Source organism: Pseudomonas sp. G3-19 (assembly GCF_054855875.1).
In genome coordinates this window covers 1,223,882-1,239,380 of record NZ_JBMPIQ010000003.1, presented here as the reverse complement: position 1 = coordinate 1,239,380, position 15,499 = coordinate 1,223,882, and the positions used below count along the sequence as shown (strand labels likewise).

At 58.9% G+C, this 15,499-nt stretch carries 12 protein-coding genes; 10 read left to right on the top strand and 2 right to left on the bottom strand.

What is annotated here, in order from left to right; all coding sequences use genetic code 11:
• Positions 1-170: 170 nt before the first annotated feature.
• Positions 171-866, bottom strand: a complete 696-nt coding sequence (locus ACOYXI_RS05655) for a pirin family protein (protein WP_027612774.1) — start codon at positions 864-866, stop codon at positions 171-173.
• A gap of 277 nt (positions 867-1,143) precedes the next feature.
• Here ACOYXI_RS05655 and ACOYXI_RS05650 point away from each other — a divergent pair, with 277 nt between their 5' ends.
• Positions 1,144-3,618, top strand: a complete 2,475-nt coding sequence (locus tag ACOYXI_RS05650; protein WP_461674509.1) for a UvrD-helicase domain-containing protein — start codon at positions 1,144-1,146, stop codon at positions 3,616-3,618.
• Positions 3,619-3,678: 60 nt separating this feature from the next.
• Here the strand turns inward: ACOYXI_RS05650 and ACOYXI_RS05645 are convergent, their stop codons facing one another.
• Positions 3,679-3,951 (bottom strand): DUF1652 domain-containing protein, encoded by a 273-nt coding sequence (locus ACOYXI_RS05645; protein ID WP_025109621.1) that lies wholly within the window; start codon positions 3,949-3,951, stop codon positions 3,679-3,681.
• A 263-nt stretch (positions 3,952-4,214) separates the two neighbouring features.
• On the opposite strand from ACOYXI_RS05645, the gene ACOYXI_RS05640 reads away from it, so the two are divergent.
• From ACOYXI_RS05640 to ACOYXI_RS05600, 9 genes are all read left to right on the top strand, one after another.
• On the top strand, positions 4,215-5,030 hold the full coding sequence (locus tag ACOYXI_RS05640; RefSeq protein ID WP_134786454.1) for a helix-turn-helix domain-containing protein: 816 nt from the start codon (positions 4,215-4,217) through the stop codon (positions 5,028-5,030).
• Between the two features lie 52 nt (positions 5,031-5,082).
• Positions 5,083-6,489 carry an NAD(P)/FAD-dependent oxidoreductase gene (locus ACOYXI_RS05635; RefSeq protein ID WP_461674508.1) on the top strand — a complete coding sequence of 469 codons (1,407 nt, stop codon included), beginning with the start codon at positions 5,083-5,085 and terminating at the stop codon, positions 6,487-6,489.
• 31 nt (positions 6,490-6,520) lie between these two features.
• Complete coding sequence (locus ACOYXI_RS05630; RefSeq protein ID WP_123586418.1) at positions 6,521-6,865, top strand: cupin domain-containing protein; 345 nt, start codon at positions 6,521-6,523, stop codon at positions 6,863-6,865.
• Positions 6,866-6,921: 56 nt separating this feature from the next.
• Entirely contained in the window at positions 6,922-8,007 is a 1,086-nt protein-coding gene (locus ACOYXI_RS05625) for a polyamine ABC transporter substrate-binding protein (protein WP_461674507.1), read from the top strand.
• A gap of 460 nt (positions 8,008-8,467) precedes the next feature.
• Positions 8,468-9,931: a serralysin family metalloprotease gene (locus ACOYXI_RS05620; protein WP_098964084.1), complete on the top strand. Its 1,464-nt coding sequence runs from the start codon at positions 8,468-8,470 to the stop codon at positions 9,929-9,931.
• A 92-nt stretch (positions 9,932-10,023) separates the two neighbouring features.
• Positions 10,024-10,446: an AprI/Inh family metalloprotease inhibitor gene (locus ACOYXI_RS05615; protein ID WP_461675549.1), complete on the top strand. Its 423-nt coding sequence runs from the start codon at positions 10,024-10,026 to the stop codon at positions 10,444-10,446.
• A gap of 169 nt (positions 10,447-10,615) precedes the next feature.
• Positions 10,616-12,391 (top strand): type I secretion system permease/ATPase, encoded by a 1,776-nt coding sequence (locus ACOYXI_RS05610; RefSeq protein ID WP_461674506.1) that lies wholly within the window; start codon positions 10,616-10,618, stop codon positions 12,389-12,391.
• Positions 12,388-13,737, top strand: a complete 1,350-nt coding sequence (locus tag ACOYXI_RS05605; RefSeq protein WP_003225006.1) for an HlyD family type I secretion periplasmic adaptor subunit — start codon at positions 12,388-12,390, stop codon at positions 13,735-13,737. Before ACOYXI_RS05610 ends, ACOYXI_RS05605 begins: the two co-directional genes overlap by 4 nt.
• Positions 13,738-13,739: 2 nt before the next feature.
• On the top strand, positions 13,740-15,098 hold the full coding sequence (locus ACOYXI_RS05600) for a TolC family outer membrane protein (protein ID WP_098964081.1): 1,359 nt from the start codon (positions 13,740-13,742) through the stop codon (positions 15,096-15,098).
• Positions 15,099-15,499 lie beyond the last annotated feature (401 nt).

The following is a 15,499-nucleotide window of genomic DNA, read 5'->3' as shown; positions in this document are numbered from 1 at the left end:
TGAGTTCTTCCTGTGGTGAGGGGATTTATCCCCGATGGACTGCGTAGCAGTCCGCTCCATTGAAAAGAAGGCCGCTTTGCGCCTATCGGGGATGAATCCCCTCGCCACAAAAGCTGCAAAAAAGGGGCGACCATGACGGTCGCCCCTTTTTTTACCTGCATATCAGGCGATCAAGCCAGATCCACCAACACGATTTCGCTGTCTTCGAGTGCCGTCACCGTCAGTATTGACTCATGCTCGACGGCGACACCGTCTCGAGCTTGTGCGCGCAAGCCATTGACTTCAATCAGACCGGTGGCGGGTACCAGATACGCTCGACGTCCGGCATCCAACTGATATTCAGCTGTTTCGCCGGCCTTGAGGTTGGCCGCGACCAACCGCGCATCACCGCGAATGCGCAGGCTCTGATCGTCGCCGTCCTTGCCGCTGGCGAGGGTCACGAAGCCTTCGCGCTGGCCTTTGGGGAACGGTTTGGCACCCCACGATGGCGGCGCGCCAGTTTCCGTCGGCAGAATCCAGATCTGAAAGATTCGGGTCTCTTTGTCTTCCAGGTTGTACTCGCTGTGTGCGATGCCGGTGCCGGCGCTCATGACCTGCACGTCGCCGGCTTCAGTACGGCCCTTGTTGCCAAGGTTGTCCTGGTGAGTAATCGCACCTTCACGCACGTAAGTGATGATTTCCATGTCGCGGTGCGGGTGCAGCGGGAATCCGGTGCCGGCGGCGATTACGTCATCGTTCCACACCCGCAGATTGCCCCAGTTCATGCGTTGCGGGTCGTAGTATTCGGCGAACGAAAAGTGGTGATGGGCATCCAACCAGCCGTGGTGAGCGCCGCCCAGCGTATTGAAAGGTCTGAGTTCAAGCATGATCGTCTCCTGAAAAGGTTCGTCATGGGGCGTAACGCCAAAGCCATAAGCGAGACCGTCGGTTATGACGGGCATCATCCATCAGTCAACCATCGAGAAAAAGCGTAAAAAGTGCGGCATTCTCATCGAATCCGTTGATGGGAAACCGGCTCAAAATAATCTCACGCAACTTTCAGTTCATCGCCTAAACCAATGAGCTGTAAGCATTTCGCTAGAACTCATGAGCAAATAAAGCCACCATAGCCCCCAACAGCCTCACACACTGGAGCCCCTCAGCGTGGCGCAACACACTCCCGATCTTCCTCCCGAACTTCGCCCACTGGCCGAGATGCCATGGTTCAAGCGTCTGGCCGCGCGTTTTTTCGGCCACGGCCTGACGCGTTTGCGCGCCCAGCACCGAGCCTCTTGGCTGCACGGTCAGGCGGACGGTTTTCGCAGCGGACACACCGCTGGCGTGGAGTACGGCTTCAAAGAGGGAAAACTTGAAGGGCTGGAGGAAGGCCGCCAGGTTTTGCTGATTCGTGACAGTCGCAGCACCGAGCATCGTCCGCCGAGCGTCGATAATCATCTGTTCGACGACTGGCGTCTGCCGCTCAGCGCCGAGCTGAAGAAACGCATGAAAGCCGATGTGGCGCGCCTGCTGCCCGCGCATGCCCAGCCAAGCCTCGCTCAATGGAAGATGATTTTCAGTGACACTCCCTCGACCTCAGTGATCGCCGGGGCCGGGGCAGGCAAGTCGACCACGCTGGTTCTACGTATTCTGCTGCTCACGCATTATCTGGGCTTTGAGCTGGATTCAATGACCGTGGTGACCTTCACCCGCGAGTCGCGCAAGGATTTCATCAATAAGCTGATCGAGATGTTCGCGCTCTGGGGGCGGCCATTGAGCCTGAAACACGCGCGGGATCTGGTGCGCACCTTTCACTCACGCATTTTGCCGATGGTACGCAGCCTGCCGGGGTTCGAACGCTTGCAGGCTTTTGAAAATCTCAGCAATCGGCCACAAGGCGCTGACGAGGAGGTCGACAGCAACCCGTTCGATCTGCGGATCAACGATGCCCAGCGCCAGCAGCTCAACGCGTGCTACCACCGGTTATTCAATCAGGACCAACGTTTCCGCCAGTTGATTCAACCACTGGCCAAGGCTGCCTTGCAGCTCAAGGAGCTTGAGCGCGATCACCCGGACGTGCAGAAGCGCATGGCGGTGACCGAACTGGCAGCCAAACGCGACGAAGAACTGTGCGATGCCATCGAAGACCTGTGGTTTCGCGCCGGTGCCTGGCCGATCAAGGGCATTGAGCCCAGCCGGCAGACGTTCGAGATCAACGGTTCGACCTTTCACTGCCACGGCTACATTCCCAGCCTCGATGCCTGGGTGGTGCTCGGCTTCGATTCCCGGGAAAACCCGCAAATCTGCCGTCCAAACGCCAAACTTAGCGTGCGTGCTGAATGGGCTGTGAAGCGCACCCTGTTTCAAGCTTTCTGTCGTAAGCCATTGATTTGGCTGGATAGCTATGAAATGTCAAAGCGGGTTCTGTCGACGTTGGCTGGCGATGCGAGCGCGGGTCCGGGGTTCGATTACAAGGTCAAAGGTGAACTGGTTTCGGCGCCGTTACTGGACTGTTTTGTTGCGGCGGCCGGCTTTATCGAAAACCTTGGGCTGGACGTGCCGGATGCCGTCGGCCGCATGAGTTTTGCCAAAGACGACCCGGACCGATTCTTCTTTGAGGCGCTGAGCCTGTTCTGGCGTGCCCTGGAAGATCATTTGCTTGATCAGAAGCCGCCGGTGATGACCTATAACCGAATGTTCGCGCTGTTCAGCGAACATTCGCCGGAGAACCTCAAGTTGCTCAGCGATGAGCTGCTGCGACCGATGTCGCACGTGATGATCGACGAGTTTCAGGACGTATCGCCGCAAATCGTCTCGTGGATCCGCGCCAGCCTGGCGGAAATCCGCAGTCGCGGCCCGGCCATGCATGTCGGGCGGGGTGCGCAGCGTTCTTCGTTGCTGTGTGTCGGCGACGATTGGCAGTCGATCTACGGCTGGCGCGGCAGTTCGCCGAGTTACTTCATGGAGTTCAACAAGGAATTCCCGTCACCGAGCACCACGCGGGTGATGCTCAGTGACAACTATCGCAGCCATCAGCACATCATCGATGCTGCCGAACACATCGTCCGCGCCGCGCCGGCAATCCCCGGCAAGAAGGCCAAGGCCAGCGGTGCTCCCAAGGCATTGCAGCCAGTCAATGTGCTGGAGCGCGATGATCAGGCCTTGGGACAGCGCCTGGCTGAACATTACAATCGTGGCGATTCGATCTTGATGCTCTATCGAAAAAGCAGCGATAAGTTATTGATAGAGCAGCATATTCAGCCTGTAGTTAATGTTGATTCGAGCTTGCCGTACGAAGCGCGACGGCTGAAACAGCTGACTTACCACAGCGCCAAGGGGCTGCAGGCTGATGCGGTGTTCCTGCTCGGTGACTGCCAGCACCTGACCAGTTCGCCCTACAAGAATCAGGTGTATCGCATGGCCGGCTTGGGCAAGGCTGGCGACAGTGAGCCTTATGACACGGCGCAGAAGGACGAGATTCTGCGGCTGGCCTACGTTGGTATCACCCGGGCGGTCAGCCATTGCTACTGGTACGTCGAGCCGCAGGATACTCAGGCGGTGAACATGCCAAGGGCGTCCGATCGGGTTACCCAAGGCAAGGCGTTTTTCGCTGATCACCGGAAACAGCCGCAAAACGCGTAGCACGCAAGCACAAAAAAAGCCCGCCTGAATTGGCGGGCTTTTTTTATATAAAACAATAGTTTATGCGTAACTCTTGAGAGACTCCGGAGGAATGAAAGCCTCCAGTTCGTCTTCCACAGCCTCAATGATGCGCTCAACATCGGCCGCGTTCATCACCGTCGCACAAGGAATACCGGCGATGGCGATCATGGTTTCACCGCTGGCACGATCAAACAGACGGGCAATCATGCTGCCCGGCGCATCCATCGTTGCCTCAAAACCCATGGGATGAAAGTGCCAACGCATCAGTTGGCACGCATTGGGAAACGTGACTTTACTGGAGCCTTTATTCATGTGTTGCCCGCCTTCTTCATCGAGCGCTTCCTTTTGCTCATGTTAGGTGGGAAGAGCCTTCATTGGCTCAACCGGTCAATGACGTTAAAAGTAGCACCCGCATGTGAATTTTCCGTGAGATTTTTCAGTTCATTTTGCGATTGCTGCGCGTTTTTTGATGTAAGTCACGTCGGGATCAGTCATCGCCAAATGGCCACTACGGTTTGCTCGTTGATCGTTTTGTCGAACTTGGGCAAGCTCGGTTCTTTTGCGCCGAGCCCTTTATGCACGCCGACGATGACGGCCCCGAACAGACCCCGGCCACGGCCGCCACGGTCATGCGCTACCACCTGAGCTGGAAGCACCGAGATCTGGACAGCGTCATGGCGCTGTATCACCCGGACGTCCAATACAACGATTTCTTTCAGAACCGGGTCCTGGGCCTCGACGAATTGCGCGAGTACGTGCGCGTGAGCATGCCGCGAGAATCCGACGAAGCGCTCGAGCATTGCGACCGGATTCGCGTGGATGGCAACACCGCGTTCATTCAATACGAAGTGACTTTGCGCGGTGGCGACGGGCTGGTGTCGTTCCGATCCAGCGAAGCGATCACGGTCAAGGACGGGCTGATCTGGCGGGTCAACGAATACGCCTCGCTGGTCCGCACGCAAACCAACGGCGCTGTCGCACCCAGTCAGCGCCCGGCGGTCAGTCGCTTGGGGCTGTCGCCGCGCCAGATCAGTTTCATGGCCGAGGATCTGCAGCAATATTTCGAACGCCAGCAACCGTATCTCGATCCGGAACTGGATCTGCAACGGGTGGCAAAGGAGTGCGGCTACAGCCGCAATCAGATTTCCTATCTGCTCAATCAGGTGTTGGGCCAGAGCTTCTATCGCTACGTCAACCAGGCCCGCCTGCAGCACTTGCTCAAGTCACTGGATCAGGCCACGCCACCGCTGCGCATCGATGAGCTGGCGTTTGCTGCCGGTTTCAACTCGCTGTCAGCGTTCTACAGTTGTTTCCGCCAACACACCGGCCAGTCGCCGAAGGCCTACGCCAAACAAATTTCTTTGCGGGCACGCGCGCAAGACAGTGATTGAAGTCACACACTAGGATCGACGCCATCGAAGGTTTTCAGTGGCGGAGTCTTGCATGCCGGCGTGGCGCACTATCAGTTTGTGGATGGATCAACTCGACGAGCCGCTGATTGCGCGGCCGGCGCTGGAGCAGGATCTGGATGTCGACGTGGCGATCATCGGCGCCGGTTATACCGGGTTGTGGACCGCGTACTACCTGAAAAAACTCGCCCCCGGTCTCGATATCGCCATCGTCGAGGCGCAAACCGCCGGTTTCGGCGCGTCCGGGCGCAATGGCGGCTGGCTGATGGGTAACCTGCTGGGCGAGGATCGACTGTTCGCCGGTCTCTCTCCAGAACAACGTCGCGCATCGTTTGATCTGCTGCACAGCATTCCGGATGAAGTGGAAGTTGTCCTCGAACGTGAGGGCATCCACTGCGATTACCGTAAAGGCGGGGTGCTGTACTGCGCCGCCCGTTACCCGGAGCAGGAAGCCAGCCTGCGCGAATACCTCGACAAACTGCACGCCCAAGGCCTGACCGACAACGATTACCGCTGGCTGAACCCCGAGCAACTGGCGCAACAGATTCGTGTGGCGAAACCCTACGGCGGCATTTATGCGCCGCACGTGGCGACCATTCACCCGGCGAAACTGGTGCGCGGTCTGGCGCGCACCGTGCAGAGCATGGGCGTGAAGATCTATGAAAACAGCCCAGTCACCCATTGGCAGTCCGGCAGTTTGCGCACGGCCAGGGCCAGTGTGCGCAGTCGCTGGATTGTGCCGGCGGTCGAAGGTTATTCGGTCACGCTCCCACCGTTGGGTCGCTATCAGTTACCGGTGCAGAGTCTGATTGTTGCCACCGAGCCGTTGTCGGCAGCGACCTGGGATGAAATTGGCCTCAACCGTGGCCAGGCCTTCAGTGAGTTCAGCCGTCAGGTCACTTATGGCCAGCGCAGCGCCGATAACCGCCTGATCTTCGGCGCCCGCGGCGGTTACCAGTTCGCCGGGAAGCTGCGCCACAACTTCGATCTGACCCGTGATGAAGTCGAGCTGCGCCGCTATCTGTTCGGCGAGCTGTTCCCGCAGTTGAAAAACGTGCAGATCACCCACGCCTGGGGCGGCAACCTCGGCATGTCCCGGCACTTCAAGCCGCACATGCTCTGCGATCGCGCCAATGGCATTGCGCTGTCCGGCGGTTATGGCGGGGAGGGTGTGGGTGCCAGCAATCTCGGCGGCCGCACCCTGGCCGATCTGATTCTTGAGCGCGATACCGAACTGGTGCATCAGCCGTGGGTGCTGCCGGACGGCGGAATTCATGCGCTACGCGCCTGGGAGCCGGAGCCGTGCCGCTGGCTCGGTTACAACGCGATCATCAAAAGTTTCGTCCACGAAGACCAGACCCTGGCCAACCCGGCCAGCGCACCGTGGCGGCGCAAGCTGGCCAGTCAGGTCGCTGGGTTCATGGAAGGTTTCATGCACTAACCGCCGTTTTCTTCACAAGACAGGTCTCACCATGAGCATTACGCAGTTCAAGAACACCGCCAGCCTGCAACTGGATGAATCCAACCCGGTGGCCGTGCCACTCGGCGAGCCGGTCGCCATTGCCTCGACCACCAGTGTCGAGCGCGACGACGGCGTTGAAACCGGCGTCTGGGAATGCACCCCGGGACGCTGGCGCCGGCAGATCACCGCGCAGGAGTTCTGCCACTTCATCTCCGGCCGTTGCACGTTCACCCCGGACGACGGCGGCGAAACCCTGCACATACAAGGTGGCGACGCACTGATGTTGCCGGCCAACACGCTCGGCATCTGGGATATCCAGGAGACCGTGCGCAAGACCTACGTTCTTATTTTCTGATTGTTTGATCCTTTGATTGCCTGCCAACAAAAATAGCCACTACAGGAATCGACCCCATGATCCAGAAAACCCTCGCTCTGGCGCCGCTGCTGCTGGTCGCCTCCATTAGTCATGCCGCTGAAACGGTGAAAATTTACAACTGGTCGGACTACATCGCGCCGGACACCACGAAAAATTTCCAGAAAGACACCGGCATCGGCGTCACCTATGACGTCTACGACAGCAACGAAACCCTCGACGGCAAGTTGATGACCGGCAAATCCGGTTATGACGTGGTGTTCCCTTCCAACCACTTCATGGCGCGGCAGATCCAGGGCGGGGCGCTGAAGAAGCTCGACAAGAGCCAGTTGCCGAACTGGAAAAACCTCAACCCGGTGTTGCTCAAGGCCTTGCAGGTCAATGACCCGAACAACGAGCACGGTTTCCCGTATCTGTGGGGCAGCACCGGCATCGGCTACAACGTCGCCAAGGTCAAGGCGGTGCTGGGTGATAACGCGCCAGTGGATTCCTGGGATCTGATCTTCAAGCCCGAATACATGGAAAAACTGCAGAAGTGCGGCGTGGCGATCCTCGATAACGGCCCGGAACTGCTGCCGGCGGCGCTCAATTACCTGGGCTTGCCGCCCCACAGCAAGAACCCCGAGGACTACAAGAAAGCCGAAGCACTGCTGATGAAAGTGCGGCCGTATGTCAGCTACTTCCATTCCTCGAAATACACCAGCGACCTGGCCAATGGCGATATCTGCGTGGCGGTCGGTTTCTCCGGTGACATCCTGCAAGCGGAAAACCGCGCCAAGGAAGCGAAGAACGGCATCGACATCGGTTACGCGATTCCCAAGGAAGGCGCCGCCATCTGGTTCGACATGGTCGCCATGCCCGCCGATGCGCCGGACGAGAAGGCCGGTTACGCGTTCATGAACTACTTGCTGCGTCCGGATGTGATGGCCGGCATCAGCAATTACGTGCACTACGCCAACGGCAACGAGCAGGCTGACAGCCTGATCGATCCGGCAATCAAGGGTGACACCAAGGTCTATCCGAGCCCGGAGATGATGGGCAAGCTGTTTGCGCTGGAGGCAATGCCGCTGAACATCGATCGGATCCGCACGCGGGTGTGGAACAAGATTCGAACGGGTAGTTGAATCACTTCATTCCTGTGGGAGCGGGCTTGCTCGCGAATGCGTCCGTTCAGTCAGCAATTATGTTGATTGATAAGCCGCATTCGCGAGCAAGCCCGCTCCCACAATGTGTTTTCAGCGCAGCATTTTATTTGATATCAATACACTGGCATCGCACTAATAGAGTGCAGCAAAGTGAGACGTATCTATCAAAAAGCAACTTACCGATATTTAATATTTAAATAGAAAATCGTCAGACAATTAGGCGAGAACAAACACCTCATAACAATCTTTCGACCCCGCAGTCATTGTTTACGGGCATTTGACGGAACAGTCGGTTTTGATCTCAAAAAAATGCTAGACGACAGATTTCAAATTGTGTCAGGTTTCTTACGCCTTCATTGGGCGAGTGATAGGACGATCTCGCCAGGGATCGTCGCTATCTGACAAAAACTGTTCCATTGCTAAACAAGGAAGTGTGTTTATGTCGAAAGTAAAAGCGAACGCTATTGATATCACCGCAGACACATTCGTGCCTGTCGGCGCAGCGCAATCTCTGGCTGCGACCAGCTCTGCCTGGAACCAGATCAATAGCTTCAGCCATCAATACGATCGTGGCGGCAACCTCACGGTCAATGGCAAACCGTCCTTCTCGGTGGATCAAGCCGCCACTCAATTGTTGCGCGACGGTGCCTCCTGGCACGACCTCGACAACAGCGGCAAGATCGAACTGACCTACACCTTTCTGACCGCCAAAACCGCTAACTTCAGCGGCCTGGGCGTCACCGGTTTCAGTCAGTTCAGCTCCCTGCAGAAAGCCCAGGCCGTGCTCGCCATGCAATCCTGGGCGGATGTCGCCAACGTGACGTTCACCGAATCGGCCCGTGGTGGCGACGGTCACATGACCTTCGGTAACTACAGCGGCGGCCAGGAAGGCGCAGCGGCGTTTGCATTCCTGCCAGGCACCGAGCCAGGCTATGACGGTCAGTCCTGGTACCTGACCGGCAGTGGCTACGACGTCAACAAAACCCCGGGTCTGAACAATTACGGGCGTCAAACCCTGACCCATGAAATCGGCCACACCCTGGGCCTGTCTCACCCTGGCGACTACAACGCCGGCGAAGGCAATCCGACTTACAAGGATGCTTCCTACGGGCAAGACACCCGCGGTTACAGCCTCATGAGTTACTGGAGCGAAAGCAACACCGCCCAGAACTTCAGTAAGGGTGGTGTGGAAGCCTATGCTTCCGGCCCACTGATGGACGACATTGCAGCGATCCAGAAGCTGTACGGCGCCAACCTGACCACCCGTACCGGTGACACCACCTACGGCTTCAACTCCAACGCCGGTCGCGATTTCCTCAGCGCCTCGTCGTCGAGCGACAAGCTGGTGTTCTCGGTTTGGGACGCGGGCGGCAAGGACACCTTCGACTTCTCGGGTTTCACCCAGAACCAGAAGATCAATCTCAACGAAGCCTCGTTCTCCGACGTTGGCGGCATGATCGGTAACGTGTCCATCGCCAAGGGCGTGACCATCGAGAACGCCATTGGTGGTTCGGGCAACGACCTGCTGATCGGTAACAGTGCGTCCAACGAGCTGAAGGGCGGTGCCGGCAACGACATCATCTACGGCGCTGGTGGTGCGGACAAACTGTGGGGCGGTGCGGGTTCGGACACTTTCGTGTTCGCCTCCAGCTCCGACTCCAAGCCGGGTGCAATCGATCAGATCCTCGATTTCGTCAGCGGTCTGGACAAAATCGACCTGAGCGCCATCACCAACGGTTCCGGCCTGCACTTTGTCAGCAGCTTCACCGGTTCGGCCGGCGACGCGATCCTGACCTCGTCGGGCGGTAACAGCCTGTTGTCGGTGGATTTCTCCGGGCACGGCGTGGCGGACTTCCAGGTCAGCACCGTGGGCCAGGCAGCGACCAGCGACATCGTGGCGTGATGTGAAACGGGAAGCGGCGCTTGATGCGCCGTTTTCTTTGCTTGCATCGTGTTGATGGCTGGGCAAGGCTAGGTGCTGGAGCGAATTTTCTGATGATCTGTAAAGTTTTTACCTACAAGGCAATGGCGTGGCTTTCGGCGGCGTTCATCATGATTTCTGGAGAAACAACCATGGCAAGCAGCCTCAGACTTGAAGATCCATCGGTTTTTGCCGGGCAATGGCAGGCGACGTTGAGCACTGAAAATGACGCGCCCGAAGTGCAAAAGCTGCAGGATAAACCGTCGAACACCTGTGCCCTCGAACTGCAAGCCAATCAGACCGTCGGCAAGGGCGCCGAATGCCTCGGCGCATGGCTGGAAGATTCACCCATCGGCTGGTTTCCGGACCCCGACGGAATTTCGATCACCGGCAAGGAAGGTTCAAGAATCGTGTTTTTCAGCCGACAACGTGACGGGCTCTATTCCAGCACTTTGAAGTCGGGCCTGATTGTTACACTCGAACGCGCGACGAAATAAACGCTCAACTAATTCAGATTGAATATATGGCAGTGTTTGAACGTTATAAGTGATCGTCGCAGTTGTTGAATGGTAAGCGAGTACTTGCAAAACATCTTTCGCAGGTAGGCGGAACATTAATTGAGCGCTCGTCGAAGTCTGGCGGGATCTATCATTTCAGGAAGAAACAATGAAGATGGCGAAGGCCCCAGCCACCGCTCCCTTGTTCAAGGCTTTGGGTGACTATAAAAGCATTCTGATCAGCGTCGGGTGCTTTACCGCACTGATTAACGTGCTGATGCTGGTGCCCTCCATTTATATGCTGCAGGTCTACGACCGCGTACTGTCTTCGCAGAACGAAACGACGTTGGCGATGCTGTCGTTGATGGTGGTTGGCTTCTTTGCCTTCATCGGCATGCTGGAGGTGATCCGCAGCTTCATCGTGATCCGCATCGGCAGCCAACTGGAGCGCCGCTTCAACCTGCGGGTGTATCAGGCGGCGTTCGAACGCAACCTGTTCAAGGGCGAGGGCAACGCCGGACAATCGCTGGGCGACCTGACCCACATTCGCCAATTCGTCACCGGGCCGGCCCTGTTCGCGTTTTTCGACGCGCCGTGGTTCCCGGTCTATCTGTTTGTCATCTACCTGTTCAACGTCTGGCTGGGCGTGCTCGCCACAGCCGGCGCGCTGCTGCTGATTGCGCTGGCCTGCCTCAACGAATACATGACCAAAAAACCGCTGGGCGAAGCCGCCGGTTACTCGCAGAAGTCCAGTCAACTGGCCACTAGTCACCTGCACAACGCGGAAACCATCCAGGCCATGGGCATGCTCGGCGCGTTGCGCAAGCGCTGGTTCGGTGTGCACTCGCGGTTTCTCGGCTTGCAGAATCAGGCCAGCGACACCGGCGCGGTGATCAGCTCGATCAGTAAAACCCTGCGCCTGTGCCTGCAATCGCTGGTGCTGGGCCTCGGTGCGTTGCTGGTGATCAAGGGCGACATGACCGCCGGGATGATGATCGCCGGTTCGATTTTGATGGGCCGCGTGCTGAGCCCGATCGACCAGTTGATCGCCGTGTGGAAACAGTGGAGCGGGGCGAAGCTGGCCTATCGTCGTCTGGACTCTTTGCTGCAGGCGTTCCCGCCGAGTGATGACGCCATGGCGCTGCCGGCGCCGAAAGGCCAGATCACCTTCGAGCAAGTCAGTGCCGGCCCTCCGGGGCAGCGCGCGGCAACCCTGCAGATGATCAATTTCAATCTGGGTGCTGGTGAAGTGCTCGGCGTGCTCGGTGCCTCCGGTTCCGGCAAGTCGACCCTGGCCCGAGTGCTGGTCGGCGTGTGGCCGACCCTCGGCGGCACGGTGCGCCTGGACGGTGCGGACATCCATCGCTGGAACCGCGACGAGCTCGGCCCGTACATCGGCTATTTGCCACAAGACATCGAACTGTTCAGCGGCAGCATCGCCGAAAACATTGCCCGTTTCAGCGAAGCCAACCCGGAGAAGGTCGTGGCCGCCGCGCAACAGGCCGGCGTCCACGAGATGATTCTGCGCCTGCCGCAAGGCTACGACACGCAACTGGGCGAGGACGGCAGTGGCCTGTCCGGCGGTCAAAAGCAGCGTGTGGCCCTGGCCCGTGCGATGTATGGCGATCCAAGCCTGGTGGTGCTCGATGAGCCGAACTCCAACCTCGACACTGTTGGTGAAGCCGCGCTGGCCAGCGCCATCGCCCAGCTCAAGGCCAAGGGCACCACCGTGGTGCTGGTGACGCATCGCTCTTCGGTACTGGCTCAGGCGGACAAACTGCTGGTGCTCAACGATGGCCGCTTGCAGGCGTTCGGCGCCAGTCAGGAAGTGCTCAAGGCGCTGTCCGGCGCTCAGGAACAACAACGGGAAAAATCCGCGCAGGCACCGGGCGGGCTCAGCATGAGCCGGCAGTACCAGCCCTCGACAAGGAATTCGGGTGTATGAGCAGCGCCAGCATGAACACTGAAAACGAAGCCTCCATGGAACACGCGTACGTCACCGAGCGCCCGGAGCGCGATGCGAAATTCTTCGCCCGCATGGGCTGGATTCTGGCCATCGTCGGCGCCGGCAGTTTCTTCACCTGGGCCGCACTGGCGCCGCTTGATCAGGGCATTCCGGTGCAGGGCACCGTGGTGGTCTCGGGCAAGCGCAAGGCTGTGCAGTCGATGAGCAGCGGCGTGGTCAGCCGGATTCTGGTGCGCGAAGGCGAGATCGTGAAGCAGGGTCAACCGCTGTTTCGCCTCGATCAGACCCAGGTGGCCGCCGACGTGCAGTCGCTGCAAGCCCAGTACCGCATGGCCTGGGCCAGCCTCGCACGCTGGCAGGCCGAGCGCGACAACCTCAAAGAAATCACCTTTCCTGCCGAACTGAGTAACGATCCGGATCCGCGTCTGGCGCTGGTTCTTGAAGGCCAGCGTCAACTGTTCAGCAGCCGTCGCGAAGCGTTCTACCGCGAGCAGGCCGGTCTGCGCGCCAGCATCGAAGGCGCCACCGCGCAGCTGGCGGGCATGCGTCGCGCCCGCACCGACCTCAATGCCCAGGCCGATTCGCTGCAACAGCAACTGAGCAACCTGCAGCCACTGGCGGACAACGGCTACATCCCGCGCAACCGCTTGATGGAGTACCAGCGTCAGCTGTCGCAAGTGCAGCAACAACTGGCGGAAAACACCGGTGAAAGCGGCCGGGTGGAGCAGGGCATCCTCGAATCGCGCCTGAAACTGCAACAGCATGGCGAGGAATATCAAAAGGAAGTGCGCACGCAACTGGCCGACGCGCAACTCAAAAGCGTGACCCTGTCCGAGCAACTGACCTCGGCCGGTTTCGACCTGCAACACAGCGAGATCCTCGCCACCGCCGACGGCGTGGCGGTCAACCTTGGCGTGCACACCGAAGGCGCTGTGGTGCGTCAGGGCGAAACCCTGCTGGAGATCGTCCCGCAAGGCACCACCCTGGAAGTCGAAGGGCACTTGCCGATCAACCTGATCGACAAGGTCGGCACGCATCTGCCGGTCGACATCCTGTTCACCGCGTTCAACCAGAGCAAGACCCCGCGTGTACCGGGTGAGGTCAGCCTGATTTCCGCCGACCAGATGGTCGACGAGAAAACCGGCGTGCCGTACTACGTGTTGCGCAGCAGCGTCAGTGATCAGGCGATGGAAAAACTCCATGGCCTGGTGATCAAGCCCGGTATGCCGGCAGAAATGTTCGTGCGCACGGGCGAACGGTCACTGCTCAACTACCTGTTCAAACCACTGCTCGATCGCGCTGGCTCTGCGTTGACTGAAGAATAAGGATGTTCGGCTGTATGAATAAGCTTTCGATGTTGGGAGCAGCGTTCGCGCTGCTCGCAGGAAACAGCGCGCTGGCGGCCATGGGGCCATTCGAAGTCTACGAACAGGCATTGCGCAACGATCCGGTGTTCCTCGGCGCGATCAAGGAGCGCGACGCGGGCCTGGAAAACCGCATCATCGGCCGCGCCGGGCTGTTGCCGAGACTGGGTTACAACTACAACCGGGGTCACAACACCTCGAAGGCCACGCAACTGACCGCTCGCGGCAACCTCACCGAAGACCGCAACTACAACAGCTATGGCTCGACCCTGACCTTGCAGCAACCGTTGCTCGACTACGAAGCCTACGCGGCGTATCGCAAAGGCGTGGCGCAGTCGCTGTTCGCCGACGAGGCGTTTCGCGGCAAGAGTCAGGAACTGCTGGTGCGGGTGCTGGATAACTACACCAAGGCCTTGTTCGCCCAGGATCAGATCGACATCGCCCAGGCCAAGAAAAAGGCCTATGAGCAGCAGTTCCAACAGAACGAGCACATGTTCAAGCAGGGCGAGGGCACCCGCACCGACATTCTCGAAGCCGAGTCGCGCTATGAACTGGCGACCGCCGAAGAGATCGAGGCGCGCAACGAGCAGGACGCGGCGCTGCGCGAGTTGGGCGCGCTGGTCGGCGTGCAGACGGTGGACATCAGCGAGCTGGCACCACTGGATCAGAATTTCCAGACCTTCGCGCTGATGCCGGCCAACTACGACACCTGGCATGAGCTGGCGATCAGCAACAATCCCAATCTGGCGTCGCAACGCCAGGCGGTGGAAGTGGCCAAGTACGAAGTCGAGCGCAACCGCGCCGGGCACCTGCCGAAAGTCAGTGCCTATGCGTCGATCCGCAAGACTGAATCGGACAGCGGCAACACCTATAACCAGCGCTATGACACCAACACCATCGGCTTTGAAGTCAACGTGCCACTGTACGCCGGTGGCGGGGTATCGGCCTCGACCCGTCAGGCCAGCCGCACCATGGAGCAGGCGGAATACGAACTCGACGGCAAGACCCGCGAGACGCTGATCGAACTGCGCCGCCAGTTCAGCGCCTGCCTGTCGGGCGTCAACAAACTGCGCGCCTACCAGAAGGCCCTGGCCTCGGCTGAAGCACTGGTGGTGTCGACCAAGCAAAGCATTCTTGGCGGTGAACGGACGAACCTCGATGCGCTGAACGCCGAACAGCAACTGTTTACCACCCGCCGCGATCTGGCCCAGGCGCGCTACGACTACTTGATGGCCTGGACCAAGCTGCATTACTACGCGGGGACGTTGAACGAACAGGATCTGGCGCGGGTGGATGAGGCGTTCGGTGTTGCTCATCGCTAATGTGCATGGCTTGGGAGTGGCCCTCACCCTAACCCTCTCCCAGAGGGAGAGGGGACTGAATGGGGGATGTTCCAGATGGGCACCGATATGAGCGAGCGGTGCTGAATCCATAATCGACTCGGTTTCTCAGGTCGATGCATGGCTCAAGACACCCGGATTGGCTCTCTCTCCCAGAGGGACAGGGGACTGAATGGGGGGTGTTCCAGATGGGCACCGATATGAGTGAGCGGTGCTGAATCCATAATCGACTCGGTTTCTCAGGTCGATGCATGGCTCAAGACACCCGGATAGGCTCCCTCTCCCAGAGGGAGAGGGGACTGAATGGGGGGTGTTCCAGATGGGCACCGATATGAGTGAGCGGTGCTGAATCCATAATCGACTCGGTTTCTCAGGTCGATGCA